This is a genomic window from Alteribacter keqinensis, from assembly GCF_003710255.1.
GTDB classification, from domain to species: Bacteria; Bacillota; Bacilli; order Bacillales; family Salisediminibacteriaceae; genus Alteribacter; species Alteribacter keqinensis.
The window spans coordinates 79,025-100,893 of record NZ_RHIB01000001.1 but is presented as its reverse complement, the minus strand read 5'-3'; the positions used below and the strand labels follow the sequence as shown (position 1 = coordinate 100,893).

Annotated in this window: 20 protein-coding genes and 1 riboswitch; of the genes, 5 read left to right on the top strand and 15 right to left on the bottom strand. The window is 44.9% G+C overall.

What is annotated here, in order from left to right:
• Positions 1 to 59: 59 nt before the first annotated feature.
• From sfsA to EBO34_RS00440, 7 genes are all read right to left on the bottom strand, one after another.
• Complete coding sequence (gene sfsA / locus EBO34_RS00470) at positions 60 to 776, bottom strand: DNA/RNA nuclease SfsA (RefSeq protein WP_183163647.1); 717 nt, start codon at positions 774 to 776, stop codon at positions 60 to 62.
• Positions 777 to 956: 180 nt separating this feature from the next.
• A complete protein-coding gene (locus EBO34_RS00465; RefSeq protein ID WP_122898408.1) occupies positions 957 to 2,192 on the bottom strand; it encodes an NCS2 family permease in 1,236 nt (411 codons plus the stop codon).
• Positions 2,193 to 3,013: 821 nt separating this feature from the next.
• Positions 3,014 to 3,595, bottom strand: a complete 582-nt coding sequence (locus tag EBO34_RS00460) for a hypothetical protein (RefSeq protein WP_122896007.1) — start codon at positions 3,593 to 3,595, stop codon at positions 3,014 to 3,016.
• A 216-nt stretch (positions 3,596 to 3,811) separates the two neighbouring features.
• Entirely contained in the window at positions 3,812 to 4,624 is an 813-nt protein-coding gene (phnE, locus tag EBO34_RS00455) for a phosphonate ABC transporter, permease protein PhnE (RefSeq protein ID WP_122896006.1), read from the bottom strand.
• The gene (phnE, locus tag EBO34_RS00450; protein WP_122896005.1) at positions 4,624 to 5,448 is read right to left on the bottom strand and encodes a phosphonate ABC transporter, permease protein PhnE; all 825 of its coding nucleotides are present in this window, start codon (positions 5,446 to 5,448) and stop codon (positions 4,624 to 4,626) included. Before phnE (EBO34_RS00450) ends, phnE (EBO34_RS00455) begins: the two co-directional genes overlap by 1 nt.
• Complete coding sequence (gene phnC, locus EBO34_RS00445) at positions 5,432 to 6,217, bottom strand: phosphonate ABC transporter ATP-binding protein (protein WP_122896004.1); 786 nt, start codon at positions 6,215 to 6,217, stop codon at positions 5,432 to 5,434. Before phnC ends, phnE (EBO34_RS00450) begins: the two co-directional genes overlap by 17 nt.
• A 337-nt stretch (positions 6,218 to 6,554) precedes the next feature.
• Entirely contained in the window at positions 6,555 to 7,502 is a 948-nt protein-coding gene (locus EBO34_RS00440; RefSeq protein ID WP_283234570.1) for a phosphate/phosphite/phosphonate ABC transporter substrate-binding protein, read from the bottom strand.
• Between the two features lie 165 nt (positions 7,503 to 7,667).
• Positions 7,668 to 7,769, bottom strand: a riboswitch (purine riboswitch).
• Between the two features lie 178 nt (positions 7,770 to 7,947).
• On the opposite strand from EBO34_RS00440, the gene EBO34_RS00435 reads away from it, so the two are divergent.
• Together EBO34_RS00435 and EBO34_RS00430 are read left to right on the top strand one after the other, a co-directional pair.
• Positions 7,948 to 8,601: an SDR family oxidoreductase gene (locus EBO34_RS00435; protein WP_346725787.1), complete on the top strand. Its 654-nt coding sequence runs from the start codon at positions 7,948 to 7,950 to the stop codon at positions 8,599 to 8,601.
• Positions 8,602 to 8,748: 147 nt separating this feature from the next.
• Positions 8,749 to 8,991 (top strand): hypothetical protein, encoded by a 243-nt coding sequence (locus EBO34_RS00430; protein WP_122896002.1) that lies wholly within the window; start codon positions 8,749 to 8,751, stop codon positions 8,989 to 8,991.
• Positions 8,992 to 9,069: 78 nt separating this feature from the next.
• Here the strand turns inward: EBO34_RS00430 and EBO34_RS00425 are convergent, their stop codons facing one another.
• From EBO34_RS00425 to yhbH, 3 genes are all read right to left on the bottom strand, one after another.
• Complete coding sequence (locus EBO34_RS00425) at positions 9,070 to 9,609, bottom strand: LOG family protein (RefSeq protein ID WP_122896001.1); 540 nt, start codon at positions 9,607 to 9,609, stop codon at positions 9,070 to 9,072.
• 126 nt (positions 9,610 to 9,735) lie between these two features.
• Complete coding sequence (locus tag EBO34_RS00420; RefSeq protein ID WP_122896000.1) at positions 9,736 to 10,104, bottom strand: DUF2188 domain-containing protein; 369 nt, start codon at positions 10,102 to 10,104, stop codon at positions 9,736 to 9,738.
• A gap of 101 nt (positions 10,105 to 10,205) precedes the next feature.
• Positions 10,206 to 11,372 (bottom strand): sporulation protein YhbH, encoded by a 1,167-nt coding sequence (yhbH, locus tag EBO34_RS00415; protein WP_122895999.1) that lies wholly within the window; start codon positions 11,370 to 11,372, stop codon positions 10,206 to 10,208.
• A 466-nt stretch (positions 11,373 to 11,838) separates the two neighbouring features.
• Between yhbH and EBO34_RS00410 the strand changes: the two genes are divergently transcribed.
• Positions 11,839 to 13,338 carry a glycine betaine uptake BCCT transporter gene (locus tag EBO34_RS00410; protein WP_122895998.1) on the top strand — a complete coding sequence of 500 codons (1,500 nt, stop codon included), beginning with the start codon at positions 11,839 to 11,841 and terminating at the stop codon, positions 13,336 to 13,338.
• A 78-nt stretch (positions 13,339 to 13,416) separates the two neighbouring features.
• Here the strand turns inward: EBO34_RS00410 and EBO34_RS00405 are convergent, their stop codons facing one another.
• From EBO34_RS00405 to EBO34_RS00395, 3 genes are all read right to left on the bottom strand, one after another.
• Positions 13,417 to 13,767, bottom strand: a complete 351-nt coding sequence (locus tag EBO34_RS00405) for a CHY zinc finger protein (RefSeq protein WP_122895997.1) — start codon at positions 13,765 to 13,767, stop codon at positions 13,417 to 13,419.
• Positions 13,768 to 13,882: 115 nt separating this feature from the next.
• Positions 13,883 to 14,482: a signal peptidase I gene (gene lepB / locus EBO34_RS00400; protein ID WP_283234569.1), complete on the bottom strand. Its 600-nt coding sequence runs from the start codon at positions 14,480 to 14,482 to the stop codon at positions 13,883 to 13,885.
• Positions 14,483 to 14,899: 417 nt separating this feature from the next.
• Entirely contained in the window at positions 14,900 to 16,795 is a 1,896-nt protein-coding gene (locus EBO34_RS00395) for a PrkA family serine protein kinase (RefSeq protein ID WP_122895996.1), read from the bottom strand.
• Between the two features lie 169 nt (positions 16,796 to 16,964).
• Here EBO34_RS00395 and EBO34_RS00390 point away from each other — a divergent pair, with 169 nt between their 5' ends.
• Complete coding sequence (locus EBO34_RS00390; RefSeq protein WP_122895995.1) at positions 16,965 to 18,821, top strand: transglycosylase domain-containing protein; 1,857 nt, start codon at positions 16,965 to 16,967, stop codon at positions 18,819 to 18,821.
• A gap of 180 nt (positions 18,822 to 19,001) precedes the next feature.
• Here the strand turns inward: EBO34_RS00390 and EBO34_RS00385 are convergent, their stop codons facing one another.
• Together EBO34_RS00385 and EBO34_RS00380 are read right to left on the bottom strand one after the other, a co-directional pair.
• Positions 19,002 to 19,559: a DUF5366 family protein gene (locus tag EBO34_RS00385; RefSeq protein WP_122895994.1), complete on the bottom strand. Its 558-nt coding sequence runs from the start codon at positions 19,557 to 19,559 to the stop codon at positions 19,002 to 19,004.
• Between the two features lie 109 nt (positions 19,560 to 19,668).
• Positions 19,669 to 19,974 carry an antibiotic biosynthesis monooxygenase family protein gene (locus EBO34_RS00380; RefSeq protein ID WP_122895993.1) on the bottom strand — a complete coding sequence of 102 codons (306 nt, stop codon included), beginning with the start codon at positions 19,972 to 19,974 and terminating at the stop codon, positions 19,669 to 19,671.
• A gap of 538 nt (positions 19,975 to 20,512) precedes the next feature.
• Between EBO34_RS00380 and EBO34_RS00375 the strand changes: the two genes are divergently transcribed.
• Positions 20,513 to 21,781 (top strand): acyl-CoA thioester hydrolase/BAAT C-terminal domain-containing protein, encoded by a 1,269-nt coding sequence (locus EBO34_RS00375; protein ID WP_122895992.1) that lies wholly within the window; start codon positions 20,513 to 20,515, stop codon positions 21,779 to 21,781.
• Positions 21,782 to 21,869: the final 88 nt, after the last annotated feature.

Sequence of the window (21,869 nt, the reverse complement as noted above, 5' to 3'; positions counted from 1 at the left end):
CCGTACAATTGGGGAATCGGGGTTGACGGGGGAGGGGTTAAAGTGAAATGGTGCGGTGGCTAGATGATTATTTTTAAAGGCTCGTTTGTGTCCATCGTCATTTTATCTGCTGTAACCGTGCATTTTCTTCCGATGATGTTTACTCCTGCACGATTTGCTTCTTCCATGGCATCGGCAAAGGCGGGATCAATGTGTCTGGCCGGTGAGATCGAGTGAATATCGTCACGCTGGGCAACGAAGAACAGAGCAGCCTCCCAGCCTTCTTCGCGGGCAATATCACCAAGTTCACTTACGTGTCTCGCTCCACGCGCTGTTACGGCATCGGGAAATGCCCCGGCACCTTTGGCATCTACGAGGGACACCCCCTTTACTTCCACAACCATCTTCCGGCCGTCAGGGTGCTCCATTAACAAGTCCCATCTTGATCTGCCTTTTTTATATTCGGCACGGACATAGGTCCAGCCGGCGAATTCCTTTATCAAGTCTTTTTGAACCGCCCCTTTCGCCAGTGCATTCGGAAGCTGGGCATTTACACCGACCCATCCTCCGTCGCCACGACTCACAAGAACCGCCGACCAGTTTGTCTTTCTCTTCGGATCATCCACATACCGAAGCATGACATCACATCCGGGTATCAATAGTTCCTTAAGGCGGCCCGGGTCGGGTAAATGAACGGTAACCTCCTCGCCGTCTTCCAGTCTGCATTTCAGAATAAACCGGTTTGGCCGTTCCACAAACTTACTTTTAATCAGGGGACCAAATTCATGACTGACCATCTGTAATACCTCCTGCATGTATGTATTCTCTTCAATAGTGTAACCGAAAACGTCCGGGTGTGGTCCTATGGTGCAAAACCGGCTGCCCGCACAAAAGAGCGGACACTCCGGGATCGAACGTACAATAAAGGCAGTCAGCATAAAAGACCCTCTGCACGTAAAATCGCAGAGGGCCGTGTTTTACCCGCCGTTCCAGACCTGAAGAACAAAGTTCAGGAAAAAGAGGGCAGATATAATTACTAATGGTGCGGACAGCTCTTTGTGCTTTCCGAGAAGAATCTTGAGTAACGGATAGGCAACAAAGCCAAATGCAATGCCGTCAGCAATACTGTATGTGAGTGGAATCAGAACGATCACAAGGAAGGCGGGAAAGCCTTCTGAGAAGTCGTTCAGGTTGATCTTTTGTATGTTCTGCATCATGAGTCCACCGATAATGATGAGGACCGGTGCAATGGCACTGGGCGGAATCATCGTAATAAACGGGATAAAGAACAGTGATGCGAGGAACATAAAGCCTGTTGTAATCGTTGTAAGACCTGTCCGGCCTCCAGCTGCAATTCCTGCTGCGCTTTCTACCGTGGCTACTGTGGGGCTTGTTCCAAGGAAGCCGCAAGACAATACGGAAACAGCATTTGCCTGGAGGGTCCGTTTATATTTTTCGGGTGATCCGACCATGTTTAAGTGGCCGTGGATCAGTCCGATGTTTTCAAACACGATAACCATTACCAGCGAGAACGTGGCAGCCATAAACGCCACTGTCAGCCAGCTTGAAAAAGAGAATCCGAAGAAAACTTCTCCATACGGCGCGAGTGACATGGAGGCGGTCTGACCTGTGCCGATTACACCTAGAAAGTAGGCAAGAGCTGTACCAAACAGAATACTGATCAAAAAGTTCCCGGGTACCTGCCGGATAAAGAGCGTAACGGCTACAAGCAGGGTGACGATCGTGACAATCACGTGAGCGTCGGATATGTTTCCGAGGGTCACAAAGGTCGAATCATCGGCAATAACGAGCCCGCCTTGCTGAAGGCCGATAAATGTAAGAAAGATTCCTATCCCTACCGCAATGGCTTCCTTTAATGAAGAAGGTATGGATTCCGTGATAACCGGTGCAAGTTTTGTAAAGGCGATTATACAAAAGATGACGCCCGACAGCACAACTACAGCCAATGCTTCCTGCCACATGAGCCCCATGGAATGGACGAATGTGTACACAAACATGGCATTGATTCCCATACCGGGAACGAGCAGAATTGGGGCATTGGCCCAAAAGCCCATGATCATGCTGCCCAGGAAAGATACGAATACCGTTGCTATGATCCCGGCAACAAGCGGGATTCCTGCGTCGGATAAAATGGCTGCATTTACGATAACGATGTAGACGATCGTAAAGAAGGCAACCATGCCTGCCATCATTTCCTGTTTGACTGTTGAGTTGTGCTGATCGATCTGAAACCAGTTATTGAGTCTCTGGTTCAATGTATCTTCTCCTTTGCTGATAGCCCCTCGCCCGACCTCTCAGCATCGGCTGCTGAGATGGTTCAAAAAACACGAACCAGTTTTTGATTATATCATGAGTGTGGTTTTTCTGCTTTAGTTTTTTGTTTTGGTATTTTATTTTTGCTCCTTTAATGTACAGAAAATGAAGATAAAGCCGAAGTGCCCTTCGCTTTCCGTGGCGGTGCTGGCAAGAGAAATTACCCTTGCTTCTTCCTCTGCCAGTTACGCTTCGCAGCAATCTGCGTCGAAGCAACTCGAAGCTATTTCGTGATGAGAACGCTCGTCACTGACACAGGAGTATCAGGCACTTCGGCTATATTTTTTTTTCAGCTATAACAACACTTTTTACTAAGAACAGCCTGTTGAATTTGAACGGTTATTAAGTTTATTGTGGATTATTAATCTTGAATAAACAAAGTGATGGATGAAGCCGATATGCCTCACGCTTTACGAGGTGCCAGTTGCCAGTGAGCCTCCTTACTTCGTTTGCAGCGTCTCACCCTGGCGCCTGCGTCCGCAGGAGTCTTAATTACAAAATAAGACCGTTATATAAAAAGCGTCAACTGGTTCTAAAATACCTTAACAACATCAGAACCAAAAATGCTGAAATTCAGTTCCTTCCCGAAGCTAAGCTCCCCCTCAAAAATCGAACCCGGTGGAATGCCCTACCACGTAACAACAACCTTAACCATAAAGCTCTACCAACAAAAAAAAAAGCCGCCAGTTCAGGCAGCGTATTACTTTTTTCCGACTGTGATGATTAACCCGGTGGTAACCAGTTGCTGTACTTCTTCACCGTCCATCTGTACATAAAAGTCAGAGTTTAATTCAATTTCGTATTCCCCGGCCGGGAATGTATCACTTTCTTCAAAACTGCGGATGAACTCGTTGTCACGTGCTGCTTCGTCAAACAGATCCACACCTGCTTTCACAAAGCTCTCATCATACCAGTGATCTCTTTTCAGCTCTGTTTCCCGGGTGATGGCTTCCATTGTTAAAGGAATGTCAACGCCTCTCGTCATTTCCTGAATCCGGTATTGAAAGGGGGAGCTTTTATGAGACAAGGTGACCCGGTCTTTTTCTCCGATATATTTAAGCTTGGCTGTAAGTTTCACTTCTTCGTCTGAATAATAGAATGGCTTTTCCGAAACAAGGCGCAGCAGAAAATCCCCTGATTGTGTTTCAGCTACGAGCGGTTTAGCTGCCTCTGCACTTTCAGGCGCTGCCTTATCCGTACATCCTGCTGTCAAAACCATTGCCGCAGCTAAGACTGCTCCAAGCCATACGGCCCTGAATGTGCTCTGTTGTAATTCAGGCATCACCGTCGCCCCTTCCCCTTTTTATCTTTTTTCTATCTATACCCTGTTTTGTCCCGTTTGAGACCGGTGATTGACATTATAGCGGAAATACAGGCTCTCGAACAGGTGAAAAAAGTCCGGTGGCTTTTCACCTGAAAATGGAACAAAAAGTACCGCCGCATCGTTATATGCAGCGGTACTTTTTATGATAAGGGCTGTGTTTAGAACACCGCCGGATTAAACAATTCGTTTTCTTAAGTAGGAACTGAAATAGTCGATAACGGTAACGACCAGGATGATGATCAATAAAGCCATCCCTACTTCGTCCCAGTTTCGATTCATTGTTGAGATCTGAATCATCATACCAATACCACCGGCCCCGATAAGACCTAGAATTGTGGATGAACGCACGTCAATTTCATAACGGTAAATGGCGTAGGACAGAAACTCTGGAATAACCTGCGGAATGATTCCGTAGAAAAGAATCTGCGCCTTATTAGCCCCGTTCGCTTCCAATGATTCGACCACATGCATGTCGATGGATTCAATAACTTCAGAATACAGTTTACCAAGCATCCCGATAGACCCGACAGCGATCGCCAGAACCCCGGCAAACGCCGATGGACCGATTGCGGCTACGAAAATTAACGCGAGCATAATTTCAGGGAAAGCACGGATGCCGTCAAGTGACCACTTCGCTGCCGTATTGATGAGGCGGCTGTCGATCATGTTTTTCGCGGCGAAGAAGCCAAAAGGTACCGCCAGCAGTGCTGCCATCAATGTTCCTGTATAGGCCATGGCCAGCGTTTCACCCATGAGTCTTAATGCGTCAGGCGCTACTGCCCATTCAGGTGAAAAGAGCTGGGGAATAACCCGGCCCATATTGTTTAACGTTCGTTCGCTGAAAATCTGGGACCAGTTAATGCCGATGTCTGAGAATGTCCAGACGTACATGGCAATTAGAAGAACAGCAATAATCCAGTTACGAACGACTTTTTTTGTTGATCGCTTCTTTTTCGGAGGAAGAACAAGCGTCTGTGATTGTGCCATTACATGATCTCCTCCCTAATCTTACCGCTGATGTATTCGATGATAACAACGGCTACGAAAATAATGATAATGATCATCATCGCTCTTCCGTACTGGAAAAAGCTGATCGAACGCTGAAGCAGCTGACCGATCCCTCCTGCTCCTACGAAACCAAGTACGAGAGAGGCACGGACATTAATTTCAAAGACGTAAAGCGTGAACGATGTATACTGCGGCAGGATTTGCGGCATGACACCGTAAACAATCACCTGCAGGGTATTACCACCTGAAGCCCGGATGGCTTCGAGAGGGTTTTTATCAATCGCTTCAATCGTTTCAGCCAGCAGTTTGGCCAGAATTCCGAGAGAGAAAATGATCAAAGCCATGATTCCAGAGAAAGCGCCGATTCCAAAAATACCAACAAAGATAACTGCGAGTAACAGGTCAGGAATCGTACGGAGAATGTTCATAATCTGTTTTGTAATATTATAAACGTAGTTATTAGGTGCAATATTGGATGATGCCATTAAACTGATGGGGATACAGAGAATTGCTGCAACCGTGGTTGCGATAATAGCCATTTGAATCGTCTCGGACAGACGTCCCCACGTTTCTGTTGCATACCCCCAGTTAGGCGGGAAAAGCTCGAGTACCATTCTCCAGACGTCCGGCAACCCATACCATAAATCAATCAGGCTTGAGCCTGTCTGCCAGGAGGTGAACATGTATACGAGAACAACGACGACGAATACGAAGGTAAGCTTCCATTTTGCCTGCTGGGCACGTAGGCCAGGCGGGTTGCCATGGTCAACTGTCCCTTGCTGCGGATTAGGAGTTCCCTTCATCGTCTTCTCCCCCTACCATGTCTTCTTCACGAATTTTACGTCCGTATATTTCCTCGAACGTGCTTTCGTTCACAGTGCTGGCCGGGCCGTCGAATACTACTTCACCGGCTCTCATACCGATAATACGGTCCGCATATTCCATGGCCATATCAATGAAGTGAAGGTTAACGATGGTTGTTATGTTATCTTCTTTATTTACTTTTCTTAAGTATGTCATCACCTGGTGTGATGTAGGCGGGTCAAGACTTGCTACCGGCTCATCAGCAAGAATAACTTTTGGCTGCTGTGTCAGTACCCGGGCAATACTTACTCGTTGCTGCTGTCCACCACTCAGTTGATCGGCGCGTGAATGAACCTTGTCGGAGATATTAACACGCTGTAAGCTCTGGTAAGCAAGAGACATATCTTCCTTGCTGTAAAGGTTCAAAATACTTTTAAGCGTTCCGGTGTGACCAAGACGACCGGCAATGACGTTTTTCATTACAGTTGAACGCTTTACCAGATTGTAGTTTTGGAAAATCATACCCACTTTAGTGCGAAGTTCTCGCAGCTTTCTATTTTTATAAGGAAGGATGTTCTCTTGATCTACTAAAAGCTCACCGCCCGTAGGTGTTACCATACGGTTTACACTTCGAATCAATGTGGATTTACCGGCTCCTGAAAGGCCGACAATAACAACGAATTCGCCTTCTTTAATGTTAAGGTTAATATTTTTCAGCCCTTGTGTTCCGTTCGGATAAACAAGAGAGACGTCTTTAAACTCGATCATTTCTAACTCCCCCAGCAAATGGTAGTCTCGTAAATTTAAGTTCATCTATAGATAGAGAGTGGTCTCTTCTATTTTCGTAAAGAAAGAGGCTGGGTCAAAAGTGTTTTAGTCAATGAGAATTCGAACGAATAACATGCGGTGCAAAAAAATCGCTCCTGAAATATACTTTGCTTTCCGCGGGAAGCTGGTGAGCCTCCTCGTGCTGCGCACTGTGGGGTCTCACCTTTGCTATTCATCCCGCAGGAGTCTGCATATATTTCATACGCTAAGTTAGCGCATCGTTCGGATTTTCAGCTAAACTCTTTCTTTATGTCCCGGCCTCTTTTATTTTCAAGCCTTAGTTAAGTGGATCCACTTCGTCTGAGAAGTTATCGTATGCTTCACGAACGATATCGTACTCACTGTCTTCAGCTTCGGCAATTCCGTCCCAACGGTACACTTCGTTCATGATCTCAATCATGTCCTCATCGTCGTTGAAAGAAAGGAAGGCTTCACGAATCTGGTTAACCATATCTTCGGAAAGTTCGCTGATGACTGAAATTGTGTCGTTTGGAATCGGCTCAGTAAAGTCAAGCTGAATAAGACCATTTTCCTCATCGTAAACTTCAGGATAGTCACCTTCGATTACTTCACGTGCATCTTCAAAAGTTGTGGCAACGTCTGCCCCACCTTCGAGTACAGTGATCAGGGCGTTGTCATGAGAACCTGTTTCAACCATGTCACCGAAGAACTCGTCTTCCGTCATACCAAAGTCGTTACGGATCTGCGTAGCCGGGAATAAGAATCCGCTTGTAGAAGCAGAGTCAGCAAATGCCCATACTTTACCTTCAAGATCTTCTAAAGACTCAATTCCGCTGTCAGCACGGACAGAATATTGGGCACGGTAGCTGTCGTCTCCTGCACGAAGTGATTTTAGGATAACTTCGATATCGTGACGCTCATTGGCAAGAACGTAACCAAATGCCGGAATAAATCCGATTTGAACCTGTCCGCTGCCCATCGCTTCAACCAAAGCGGAATAGTTTGTCATTACGCGACCGTCAACTTCGATACCAAGTTCTTCAGAAAGGCGCTCTGTTAAAGGTTCAACAGTGGATGCAATCTGATCCGAGTCTGTAGAAGGAACAAAGCCCATTACAAGCTCGTCGAATTCCTGTTCCTGAACATCGTCTCCGGAATCACCCTCCGCATCTCCGTTTGCTGTTTCATCGTCATCGGCTCCACATGCAGCCATAACCCCTAAACTTAACACTAATGCTGATGATAAAAATGCTTTCTTAAACAACCTGACCCCTCCTCTTTTTAATAACCCAATTGATGAGCACCACGTCGAAACAGTTTGAATTTTTTCATTTTTGAAAATTCGACTGTCGTAAAAAAGACTCCAGGGCAAAATTGTCCCTGGAGTCAGAAAGAATCGAATGGTGTCAAGAGCCTTTTTCACAGGTCCGATACACACTCAATCCCTCGTAGACCAGCCATTTACGGTGACTATGTAGAGACTTAAGGGCCCTATCCCCTTAATTATACGACGGGTCGGTGTTCATCAATAGTTGTCGCTTCAAATTATTAACGATTAGACATAATAAGTCAATATTTTTTTAGAAATTACATAATTGCTATATTATTCGACATTATCTGCGTTTATTTGACCTGCTTTCCGGAAACGTTTAGGGACTGAATGGAAGGGGAACATTTTATTTGTAGATAAAAACAGACCGAGGAGTGTGATGGTTGTGAACGTGTTAGTCATTGGAGCAAACGGCAACATTGGTAAACATATCGTAAAAATGCTTGGTCTGAGTACCGAGCATCACGTAAAAGCGATGATCCGGAAAGAGGAACAGAAAGAGACAATGGAGGATCTCGGAGCAGATGAAATTGTTCTTGCAGATCTGGAGGAGGACTTCTCTCATGCCTATGAAGGTGTGGACGCTGTTATCTTTACTGCCGGTTCAGGAGGACACACGTCCAAGGAACAGACTGAAGTTATTGACCGAAACGGAGCAATAAAATCCATTGAAGAAGCAGAAAAGCATAGAATTGCACGTTATGTGATGGTGAGTGCCATGGGAGCAGGCAAGCCTGATGAAACCCCGGACAACATTCGGCATTACATGAAAGCAAAAGGAGCAGCTGATGAAGCGCTTGAAAAAAGCAGACTGAATTATACAATTCTGAGGCCCGGACCGCTCACTGACGATCCAGGTAAAGGAACGATTCGTGCAGCGAAAAGTCTGTCCAATAAAAATGGGGACATCCCCCGTGAAGATGTAGCCTCGGTTGCAGTCAATTCGTTAACCATTGAGGAAACAAGTCATCAGGCATTCGAACTTCTTTCAGGTGATACAAGCATAGGAGCAGCATTGAAAGAGATTCATTAATCTGGACAGGCTGTCCCAAAGGGCTTTACCTTTTGGGACAGCTTTTTCTTTTCGCTGAGTGCGGGCGACAGTTTCTCCCATTGCCATTTTCTATCTGAAATCGTATAATTTCACTAAGAGCGTTTACACAGAAGGGTGGGAAGAGGCTTGTTTAAATTCAAGAATGTAACCAAAGAAGAAAAAATTGAACAAATCATTGTAGTCGTCATTTTCCTTCTTTCCATTGGTACAGGCGTGTTTGTTGGCGGGAACGAAGAATGGTTCCGTAATGCCCACTTCTCAGCGGGATACATGGCCGGATCACTCGTAACATGCGTTGTATTATTCAGTATCTATCAGCTTGTGAATGTGGTGATGGAATTTTCCAAGAAAAATGCACAGACACATTAACTGCCCAAGGCTTCTCAGAAGCCAGGCAGTTTTTTTGTTTTCCCTTTACTATAGTAATGTGAAGAACAGCTGCAACCCCTATTCTGGAAAAATAATATCCAAAAGAGCGCTCGGATCCTCTTCTACGATCATCCCTTCTCTCGTTTTCTCATCCACAAATCCCTGTTCTTTCATATGATCAAAAAAAGAAATAAGAGGTTTGTAATAGCCGTTTACATTTAACAGACCACTTTTTCCCGTATGCTGGCCGAGGTATCCAAGAGTAAGCATTTCAAAATACTCTTCCATTGTCCCGATTCCTCCAGGCAGGGAAATAAACCCGTCAGATAATTTTGCAATCAACTGCTTTCGTTCACTCATCGTTTCCACCATATGAAGTTCTGTCAGCTTTTTATGAGCGATTTCCCTGTCCCCTAAAAAGTGGGGAAGAACACCTGTTGCCCGCCCACCGTTTTCCAGCACTGCATCAGCCACGGTGGCCATAATACCGACACTTGCTCCGCCATAGACAAGCTCAATGTCCCTTTTAGCCATTTCCTCACCCAGCTTTTTTGCTGCTCTTATGTACTCTGGGTGATTCCCTGCTCTTGATCCGCAAAACACTGCACACTTTTTCACAATAACATTCCTCCCTCTGCTTACTTTTTCACTTTCTGATCATTGAACGGTTGTACACACTCCCTTCAGTTTAACGATTGTCGCACAAAAAAGACAACCGGCAGTGTCCGGCTGTCTTTATCACAGTTACTCATTGGCTTTTTTCGTTTCCTGAACACTTCCATCCTGGCGGTGAATAATGATTCGGGCATTTTGGGAGTCGATAAGCTCGTCTGCCCGGTGGAGGGCGTCCTGCTTTCGATCATAACGGTTAACAGCCCGGTCTGCTCCTTCTTTTTTCACTTCCCATCCATCGTTTCCGTCAACAGGAGAAACGTGATACGTTACATCGCTTTTCTGCCCCACCTTTTTTGCTTCATCGATGGCAATAGGAATAGCTCGTCCCTCTTCATAACCATCTTCCAGCAGAGAGTTGGCAATTTCAATTGCTTTTTCGCGGATGGGGTCGTCAAGGTTTTTCATCGAATCAGGGTAATCGTTTTTCGTCCAAGGCATGTTCTTCTCTCCTTTTTCGTATGTGTTATTTATATCTTTTACCCGGATCCGTTCTAAAAAAACGTCCCCGGACTTGTCTGTAAGTCCGGGGACGCAGCCTGTTAACGAGTCATCGCTTCTTCGTCTTTTCTAAAGAACCATTTGAGTGACTGGTACACATCGCCTTTTTCCCGCAGGATGAAATGTCTGAACCTTTCATCCTGAATGTTTTTATACGCACTCATTAATGTTGACGGGCGGTTATACTGATTCACTTCCCCGTATCCAAACATGCTTGAGAACTCCATCAGTTCTTTAACGAGCTTCAGACACCGCTGGTTATCTGAAGTGAGATTGTCTCCGTCGGAAAAGTGGAAAGGATAAATATTGTAGCGCTCCGGCGAATACTTGGCATCTACCAGCTCAAGGGCTTTACGGTAGGCAGAGGAACAGATCGTCCCGCCGCTTTCCCCTTTCATAAAGAAATCATCTTCAGTTACAACCTTTGCTTCGGTGTGGTGGGCAATAAACTCAATATCCACTGTTTCATATTTTGTTCTGAGGAACCTGGTCATCCAGAAGAAAAAGCTCCTCGCCATGTACTTTTCCCAGCGCCCCATACTGCCACTCGTATCCATCATGGCAAGAACAACGGCTTTGGATTCCGGTTTTACTTTTTCGTTCCACGTCTTAAAGCGGAGATCATCGTTATAAATGGGCATAATTCCCTTTTTCCCTGCCATGGCATTCCGCTTGATCGCCTGTATGATCGTTCTGCGCTTATCAATATTGCCCATGAGTCCTTTTTTACGAATATCATTAAAATCAATGTCTTCTACAACAATGTTGTCCTCTTCCTTTTGCTGCAGGTTCGGCAGCTCCAGCTCTTTAAAAAGCATCTCTTCAAGTTCTGAAATGGCCACTTCGGCTTCGTAATAATCTTCTCCCGGCTGATCACCGGCTCCCTCTCCCTGTCCTGCACCGGGCTGTGGAGCACCGTCCCTAGCTACAACATCACCAACTTCACTGTCTCCGTCACCTTGGCCCACATGTTTGTTTTTATCATAGTTATAGCGGATCTTATATTCATCCAGAGAGCGAATAGGTATTTTAATGACATCCCGGCCATTTGACATAACAATGTTCTCTTCACTCACCAGGTCAGGCAGATTTTTATTAATGGCTTCCTGCACTTTTTCCTGGTGGCGTTGCTGATCCTGGTAGCCTTTACGGTGGAGGGACCAATTATCCTGAGAGACAACATAATTTTTTCCAACGTTATTTTTCATTGTCTTACTCCCTCCTTCAATAATTAACACACGTTTTTACGTTTAAATGAATATCGTCACTTCACGTAACGTTTGGTCATTTACAAAATGTTTTTCGGACAGGCACATTTTTTTTCAAGCGTACATACATTATAAGTGACGAAATCAGGCTAACTGTCATCGTCAGGTCTGCCGGCTATCCATTTTGAATAGCTTACTCTATCCTATGCAGAGAGCTCGGTTAGTTGACAAAAAAATCTGATAAATATACAAGTCCTTACATCACTTTGCAGTCATAAAACGGACAAGCTTTTCTGATCCGTTAAGATAATCGACAATTATTGTAAGTTTCCTCTTCCTTTATCAGGAAATTAGGCCTTTTTTAGTGTATATACGGTGAATATCACAGTATTTTTAAAAAAGAACATGATTTTGTCGAGAAATAGGGAATATAGTAAAACAATCTTATCAAGGAGGAGAAAATCAAATGAAAAAAGTAACGGCTGTATTTTGGGGCGCACTTATTATTCTACTTTTCATTGTAGCTTTTGGTGTAGCAACTCCAGGGGGGCTGGAGGATGCGACAGCAAACCTTCAAGGAATTATTACAGACACATTAGGATGGTATTATCTGGTTATTGTATCTGTGTTTGTGCTTGTATGTTTATTTTTTGCAGTAACCCCGTACGGGAAAATTAAACTGGGGAAGCCGGATGATACACCGGACTATAATTATGCCACGTGGTTTGCCATGCTGTTCAGTGCAGGAATGGGGATCGGCCTTGTTTTCTGGGGTGCTGCAGAGCCGATTTCACACTCGATGATTGACTCTCCTACAACAGAGCCCGGAACCGACCAGGCCATTCTTGATGCTATGCGTTTTACTTACTTTCACTGGGGTGTACATGCCTGGGGAATTTACGCTGTCGTTGCCCTCGTTCTCGCTTATTTCAAATTCCGGAGAGGAGCACCGGGTCTCATCAGCAGCACGCTGGAACCTTTACTGGGGAAATATGCCCGGGGAACTGCAGGTAATGTGGTCGACATCATCGCCGTTACCGCAACGGTCATTGGAGTTGCCAGTACGCTCGGCTTTGGCGCTGTCCAAATAAACGGCGGACTTAATTATTTACTAGGTGTAGGCAACAGTTTCGGTGTTCAGTTTGCCATTATTGCCATAGTTACGGTTCTGTTTATGATCTCTGCTTACACCGGATTAAATAAAGGAATTAAGTATTTGAGTAATGTGAATATGATCCTGGCCATTCTTCTCTTTCTGTTTATGCTCATCGTCGGTCCTACGATTTATTCTTTGAACCTGTTTACGAATACAATCGGGACCTATCTTCAGACACTTCCGAGTATGAGTTTCAGGATCAGTCCGCTTAACGAAGAAGGACGTGAGTGGATTAATGGATGGACCATTTTCTTCTGGGCATGGTGGATTGCCTGGGCACCGTTCGTGGGCTCTTTTATTGCCCGGGTATCAAAGGGGCGTACATTAAGGGAGTTTGTACTGGGGGTTCTGTTTGTTCCCTGCCTTGTCGGTTTTCTGTGGTTCTCCGTTTTCGGCGGTACAGCTATTTCTCTTGAAACCAGTGGAGTCGCGATGATTTCTGAGCTCGCGACGGAAGAAGCTTTATTCGGTGTATTTGCCAACTTCCCGTTAGGACTGATTATGTCTTATGCAGCCATTACGCTTATCGGTACCTTTTTTATTACATCGGCTGATTCCGGAACATTTATTTTGGGTATGCAGACAACTGGCGGACATCTGAATCCGCCCAAGATGATCAAGCTTGTCTGGGGGATTATGCTCTCCGCGACTGCATTAATCCTGTTATATACAGGAGGGTTGCAGGCACTGGAAAATGCCTTGATCATTGCCGCACTTCCATTCTCAATTATTATGATTATGATGGTTCTTTCGTTATTTAAAGCCCTAAGACAGGAGAAAAAGTCAGATCAGGCTGGGAAAAGGGCGTAATTTTTTACTGGCAAGGTGCCTCTTTTACGAGAGGCATCTTTTTATTATTCCATATAGCCTAATGGGTTAAGGTGTACTTTATTTTGTTTGCTTTTCATCCATTTTAAAATAAAGATGATAGTGGTTCGCGCACCCCGGATTAAAGGAAGCACGGCAATTCGGACATCGTGATTCGCTGTTTAAGTAGGTGCTGATTGTCAGTTCTGTCCTGCATGAACCGCAGAGAATGGCTTTTACGGTATCGAATTCATCTCTTGTCCATCTTTCAACCGTGTGGTCACTGAGTTCCTCGTGGCAGGTAATGCATGCGTAGTATGTATTGCAGCATTTAAACTTGATGGCAATCCGGTCGCTTTCCGAATGAAAGTGGGAGCAGCGGGTTTCTTCGTCTGTTTCTTTTCCCAGAACAACTGTGCTGTAATTTTTCATAAACCATCCCTCCTTATACTCAGGTTAAGTATAGCAAAAAGAGGTGTCCCTTTGGCGGGCCACCTCTTCGTCGTTATGATGACAGACATCCAACCACTCGTATTGTGGTCTGTGGTTAAAATATTCTTAACGCCTGAATCGGCCAGTAAGCCATGTTGGCTCGTCCGACAATCTGCTCCATCGGTACAAAACCGATCTGACGGCTGTCTATACTATTCTGGCGGTTATCACCAAGTACAAAAATGTGGCCTTCTGGAACCGTAAGTTCCCCTGTAATGTCTTCAAGAGTGAAATCATCTGTCAGAAAGCCGCTGTCCTGCTCTTCCCTGAACTGATTCAGGAATTCTTCGTCATGAGGGTCATCGTTAATATAAAGTGTATCCTCTTCATATCTGATTTTATCTCCAGGTAAACCAATGACCCGTTTAATATAATCTGTGTCTTCAGTAGCGTGAAAGATAATTAAGTCAAACCGGTTTGGCTGGCTGATTTCGTAACCAATTTTATTTACAATAATCCGTTCTCCGTCGTTAATAGTAGGCATCATAGACTGACCGTAGACAACATAGTTGGTAAACATAAATCCACGTATCATTACTGCAATAATAAACACGACCATAAACGTTTTCGTCCAGCTCCAGAGTTCCAGCTTCCAGTTCTTCTTTTTAAAAGGATCTTTCATAACTCTGCGACTGCGGACACCTTCTGTTTTCATCCGTCGTTCTCCTCCATTTATTTGATTGAATCAAGGACTTTTATACTCTATTAATAGCCACGGTTGAATTTTTTCAAACTAGTATTAAGTAATAATAATAATTGTTAATGAAATGAAACATATAATCCTGAAAATGACAGAGATAACAGGAGAATTAAGGTTTTATGGAGGATTCAAAATGATGTCAGCATAACCATAATTGATAATAATTAAACACAGTTGATAATATTTTGCAGAAATTTCAGGTTATGTATGAGGAAAGTATGAATAAAAAAGGGGGATAGAAGATGGACTCCTATATCCCCTTTATTCCCCGATCTTCAAATAAAAAAACCTCAACTTACAACATTCAGACCTATCTGTCAACCCCAAAACAAAAAAGTTCGGGGGACAGACCCCCGAACTTTCCCGGTATTTTTAGCGGTTTAAGAGGCTTCCGACGTAGCGGAGCAGCTCGTTGGCCGATGTTGAGTTGTAGCCGTGATCCTCGATGAGTCTGGCGATGACTTCGTTGACTTTCTTAAGCTGATTTTCGTCCGGCGTTTTCGTCGATGTGGTGATTTTGACCACATCTTTAAGGTCGGCGAACAGCTTTTTCTGGATCGCTTCTCTAAGCCTTTCGTGAGACTGGTAGTCAAACTTCTTCCCTTTGCGGGCATAGGCGGAGATGCGAATCAGAATTTCTTCACGGAATGCTTTTTTCGCATTTTCGGAAATGCCGATCTGCTCTTCAATAGAGCGCATAAGCTTCTCGTCAGGATTCATTTCTTCTCCGGTCAGCTGGTCGCGCAGCTTATTTTTGTTGCAGTACGCTTCCACATTGTCGAGGTAGTTATCCATAAGCGTTTTCGCCGACTCTTCATACGAGTAGACAAAAGCTTTCTGTACTTCTTTCTTGGCAATTTCATCGTACTCTTTACGTGCTACAGAAATGTAGTTCAAATAACGCTCCCTGTCCTCTTTCGAGATTGAAGCATGCTGGTCGAGTCCGTCCTTAATGGAACGAAGAACGTCCAGGGCGTTGATGGATGTAAGCTCCTTGCGGATAATAGCAGATGAAATCCGGTTGATCACGTAACGAGGATCAATTCCGTTCATTCCTTCATCCTGATACTCTTTCTTCATCTCTTCTACATCCTGGGTATTGAAGCCCTCTACATTCTGACCATCATACAACTTCATTTTCTTTAGAATGTCCACGCCGTTTTTCTTGGACTCTTTAAGTCTTGTGAGCACCGTAAAGATTGCTGCAATTTTCAGAGCGTGAGGGGCAATGTGAACATTTGAAATATCACTGTCTCTGATCATTTTTTGATAGATCCGCTCTTCTTCACTCACTTTCAAGTTGTACGGGATCGGCATGACGATGATCCGCGAGTGAAGGGCTTCATTTTTCTTATTTGAAATAAACGACTTATACTCGGCTTCGTTCGTGTGGGCCACGATCATTTCATCAGCTGAAATAAGGGCAAAACGTCCGGCTTTGAAGTTTCCTTCCTGAGTAAGAGATAATAAATGCCATAAGAATTTCTCATCACACTTGAGCATTTCCTGGAACTCCATCAGACCGCGGTTCGCTTTGTTCAACTCACCATCAAACCGGTAGGCACGCGGATCCGATTCGGACCCGTATTCAGCAATCGTTGAGAAGTCAATGCTTCCGGTTAAGTCCGCAATATCCTGTGATTTCGGATCAGACGGACTGAATGTTCCGATGCCGCAGCGTTTATCTTCAGAGAAGACAATGCGTTCGACCATCACGTCTTCAATTCGTCCGCCATACTCCTGTTCCAGGCGCATCAGGTTAAGAGGAGACAGGTTCCCTTCGACCCGTATGCCTGTTTCCTGCTTGAATTCCTCACGCAGGTGATGGGGGATTAAATGAAGAGGGTCTTCATGCATCGGGCAGCCTTTAATTCCATAAACAGCACCGCTATCGCACTTTGAATACTTTTCAAGACCTCGCTTCAGCATCGTAACAAGGGTTGATTTACCACCACTGACAGGACCCATCAATAAGAGGATCCTTTTACGAACGTCAAGCCTTTTGGCTGCTGAATGAAAATACTCTTCTACCAGTCTCTCAAGTGCATCTTCAAGGCCGTAAATCTGGTTTTCAAAGAAACAATAATGCTTTTTACCATCGACCTCTTCTACGCCCGCATCTTTAATCATGTTATAAATACGGGAGTGTGCAGTCTGTGCCACTTCCGGTCGTTCTCTCAAGATGTCCAGGTACTCCGCGAATGTCCCTTCCCACTTCAGGTTTTCTTCTTCTTCCCGGTACTGCTGAATTTTATTAAGAATGTCCATTTTGGGCCTCCTCCCAATACTGGCTGGGGAAATAACCAGATATCTTGATTCATCTTATGCATGGCTTTATAGGTTCATTCGCTCTCTTTGAAAAGACATGCGTATAAAACCTGTCAATTTCCGACATTTTTTAATAGAATAAAAGGAGAAACCAAGGAGGCACGAGGACATGCGAGGGGTTGCAGGAACATTTTGTATACTTTTTTTAATGGGAGCATTCTCACTCCTTCTAATGGAAGGAGCAGCTGAATATCAGGATACCCGTTCACTCCACGTGGTGCTGGATGAAGAGATTCCTGTTAAAAAAGCAGCCCTGCCTCAGACAAGCCTGATTACGGATCAGGACGGTGCGGTTGTTTCTGAAATCTTTTCAGGGGAAAACCGGATTAACCTCACCTTTGATGAAATCCCGGCCACAGTCCTTGAAGCTCTTGTTGCTGTGGAAGATCAGGCCTTTTTTGACCATCAGGGCTTTGATATTCAGGGAATGACACGGGCTCTTCTAGTTAACCTTGAATCCCGGTCAGTCGAGCAGGGAGGAAGTACCGTCACCCAGCAGCTTGCGAGAAACGTGTACCTCACCCATGAGCAGACTTACGAACGAAAACTGACAGAACTGCTTTATGCGTACCAGCTTGAGCGGCATCTGAGTAAAGAAGAAATTCTTGAGCTTTATGTAAACGTCCTGTATTTTCATAACGGCGTATACGGTATTGAGGCCGCGAGCCGCTTTTATTTCAACAAACCTGCAGTAAAGTTAAGTCTTGCTGAAGCTGCTTTTTTAGTGGCCATTCCGAACCGGCCAGAGTATTATAATCCTCTCCTTCATAAAGAAAACACAGAAAAAAGAAAAGAGTGGGTACTGAAAAAAATGAAGGATGAGGAGCTCATTACTTATGAACAGTTTGATCAGGCAAAAGAAGAAGCCATTGTCCTGAATGTATCTTCCCGTATCGATGACCATCCGGACTACGTGACCTACGTTCATCATGAATTCAAAGAGCTTGTCGGCATCAGCCACGGATTTAAACATTCCCTCAGGCAGGCAGTTTCCGATGAAAAGAGAGAAGAAATCCACAAGCGGTGGAATGAAAAAACAGATGAGCTTCTGGCGGGCGGCATTACCATACATACTGCTCTTGATCCGGCTAAGCAGGTTCACGTTGTCAATAAAGTGAATGCGATCCCAGGGCCCGGTGACCTCCAGGGAAGTGCCGTCATGATTGATAATCTGACGGGTGAAATCGTTGCCCTCTCCGGAGGAAAGTCCTACCGGAAATTTGATTTTAACCGCGCGTACCAAGCCTACAATCAGCCAGGGTCTGCCATGAAACCGCTGCTCTCTTTTGTCCCTTACCTTGAATATACCGGACTCGGCCCTTCATCCATTGTTGATGCAGGCCCCTACGAAAAAAACGGCTACTCACCTAATAATTTCGGCGGTGCCGTTTACGGGAAAGTACCTTTGGAAAAAGCTCTTGCCTCCTCATACAATACAGCTGCTGTAAGAATGCTCGATCAAACGGGCATTGAGCAGGCTTTCAGCTACATAGAACAATTTGATTTCAGCCGCTTATCTGCTAAAGACCGCGTTCTTTCCTCGGCTCTCGGTACGATGGAGGTATCTCTTTTGGAGCTTACCGGCGCCTACACTCCTTTTGCAAATGACGGGCATTACGTTCAGCCGAGAGCCATCAGACATGTCACGGACCAAAATGGGCGCGTCCTTTATGAATGGGAACAAAAATCCGAACAGGTCTGGTCTGAAGAAACAAACCAGAAAATGCGCCGTATGCTGAAGATCGTTATTCAAGAGGGGACAGGAACGGCTGCGCGGCTTCCGGGAAATGGCTACGCAGGAGGCAAGACCGGGACGACGTCCAGCTTTCATGATCTGTGGTTTGTGGGCCTTAATGACCACTACACAACAGGTGTATGGCTTGGAAAAGACGCCCCGGGTCCAATTATTGAGGCAAGTAACGGGTCCTACCATACACGCCTTTGGAAAAACATTATGGACAAATAAAAAAACTCTTTTAATTTAAGGTGTTGATTTCCGCTCATTGCACTCCCTTTCCGCGGGGGCGCCGCGCATTCGCTGCAATCAACTCTTTAATAAATCAACAATAACCTTTAACACAACCAATAAAAAAGAGGGGAGACATAAGGGACAGCATCCTTTATGTATCTCCCCCATTTTGGAAAGTCAGATCGGAAGACTTGCGATAATGGTGTTGTAAAGTTTCAGCGTGGCGTAGGAGACACTTGCCGTAAGGGTAAGCCAAAAAAATATGTGGAAAAACACCATACCTACCAGGGAAGCTGAAGAGAGTGAGTCTCCCAGCCTGTAGACAAAAAAGATGAAATAACCGAGGCAGGCAAGAAAAAAAGCTGCCGTACTGTACCAGATATTAAAAGAGAGTAAAACCGCGATAATGCTTCCGATCAGAAAAACCCAGACGCCTCCCCGTATCTTTTGCAAATCGCTGCCTTCCCTGTCTCTTGAGAAAAACAGCAAAGACACTTCATTTACCGTATCTGCGATGAGCTTTAGAGCAGAAAAAAGCATGAAAAAGTAAAACAGCAAAACAAACAGTAAAGAAATCTGGATTCCCCGTTCACTGAACACCTCCACCATCCCGCTGTAAATACCCACTTCCTGAAGTAAGCTGACAATCACTCTCTCACTGTAAAGAGCCAGGGTCAGACTGAACAGCACGATGGAAATAAGGGGAAAATGACTTGTTAAGTATGTATTCTTCATGTCAAACGCCTCTCAATAATCAATTCTTCTACTATTATTATCGGTTGTGCAGTCTGAACAATAAATATTCGCAAAAAAGAAGATGCCCGTTTTGGACATCCTCATCGTATTACAGGTGGTGTTTAGCGACATATTCGTATATTTTATTACCTGACGTCGGGCTCTTGTCCAGATTCTCACGGCGCTTTTTATGTGCATCCTTAAACGCACGGCTGTCAACCCACGCCTTATAATCCTCCTCGGATTCCCACTTCGTAAGAACAACCTGATAATTTTCGTCATCTGCAGGATGTAAAAACATAAAATCGAGGCAGCCGGGAACATCCTTCATTTTCTCCGCACTTTCAGAAAAACGAGCAGCGACGTTTTCACGCCCCTCTTTTGGTACATGCAGCTCATTCATGACTACATACATCGGGAAAACCTCCTTATGATTCAATCATCATTCCAGTTTGGTTACTTTTCGCTGTTGGTACACATCCTAAGAATGTTTCATTTTGTACTACGCTTTCATTATACGGGAGTCAAAAAAGGAATGAAAGAAATTAGACGTGCATCCGGTTTTAATTCGTGGTATATTGAATTACAGATATTGATTGACCGAAGGAGGCCATAAAACATGAACTTGCTTTTAATTCTAGGCGTATGTGCAGCCTTTCTTGCTGCTATCTTTACAGCTGGGTACAACGACAACCCAAACCGAAGCTAATCCAATGAAAAGCTGAATTTCTTCTCTTGAAGAAATTCAGCTTTTTTTGTTGGCTTATTTCTTGATGCAGTACACAGGCTTCTTCTGCTTTTACCGTGTAAAAGAAATCATTTAAGTAACATACGGCAAAAAGAATGTGTTTTCCACCCTTCTATCGAATATAGATAAGACAAGCGGAGAAGACTCTTCATCCAGAAACAGCACCTTTTGCTTCGCCAATAATGATACGGCAGGTGAAGAAAAAATGACTTGTTTTTTATACCCGGATATCGGACGGATTGATGAGCCCGTTCAGCTTCATTTGGACGGATTAACCCCTTTTGAAACTCTTGAAATAAAAGCACGGTGGATCGACAGAACGGAGAAACGCTGGGCATCCGCTATTTCTGTTCAGGCAGATGAAACCGGAAAAATAAGGCTCTCAAAAGAAAACGGCCCCGACACGCTGCAGGCGTTGTTATGGTCTCTTACACCGGTGGAATCACCATCCTCAGTTTTGCAAAAAAGCAGGCTTGAACCGATGAATATTGATATCACAGTAATTAATGAAGAGAAAATTGTTGTGCTCGAACGCACGATTACCCGCTTGTTTCAAGAAGACCATATCCAGTGGGAAGAAGTAGATGAACCAGGCTTAAACGGCGTCTTTTTTTATCCCGAAAATGAAAGTAACGTACCGGCTGTAATCATCCTCGGGGGCTCTGAAGGGGGAATCTATGAAGAAACAGCTGCGGTGCTGAGTGCGCACGGCTACGCTGTATTCGCTCTTGCATATTTCGGTGCCCCTTCTCTCCCTGCCACCCTCCATGAAGTTCCTCTCGAAGTAGTCGGAAGAGCGGTGGAATGGCTGTCCGGGAAAGACTTCATCAACCGTGAGGAAATAGGCTGTATGGGGACGTCAAAAGGAGGAGAACTTGCTTTACTCGCCGCCAGTTATTACCCTCAGATTCGTGCAGTAGTCGGTGAAGTGCCGGCAAGTCACGCTTTTCAAAGTGTCAACCGGAAACGAAAGGGTTCCTCGTGGACGTATGGTGGAAAGAGCTTACCGTACGTGAAATATTCTTTCTCCTTTTCTATAACGCTCGAATCACTCAAGAGCCAGTGGCGAAAAAAGCCGGTTGCTCTTCGGGGAATGTTTGAAAGAAGCCTGGAAAAATCAGGAGAAGAAGCTGCCATTCCAGTTGAAAAGATCAATGGTCCTGTCCTTCTCCTGAGCGGGGAAAAGGATCGTCTCTGGCCTTCCACCCCTATGTGCGAAACCATAATGGCCCGCCTCGCAGAACACAGCTTCCCGTTTGAAAAGAAACATGTGTCATTTAAGGACGCGGGACATGTTTTAACACTTCCCTACCTCCCCTCCGTCCTCCCTGCAGATTTGCCATTTGAACTGGGAGGAGACGAAAGGGCAAATGCACTGGCAGGGCTCGAGTCGTGGACAGAGATCCTTTCCTTTTTCGAGCGCCATTTCCATCCTGTGAAACCAAGAGTAGAAAGCGTCTTATTTCAGCCATAAAAAAGGGAGACAGACCCAAAAGGCAGATTTTTTGCCTTTTGGGTCTACCTCAAGATATTGCCGGTCTTGCTCTCAGACCTTAATAATA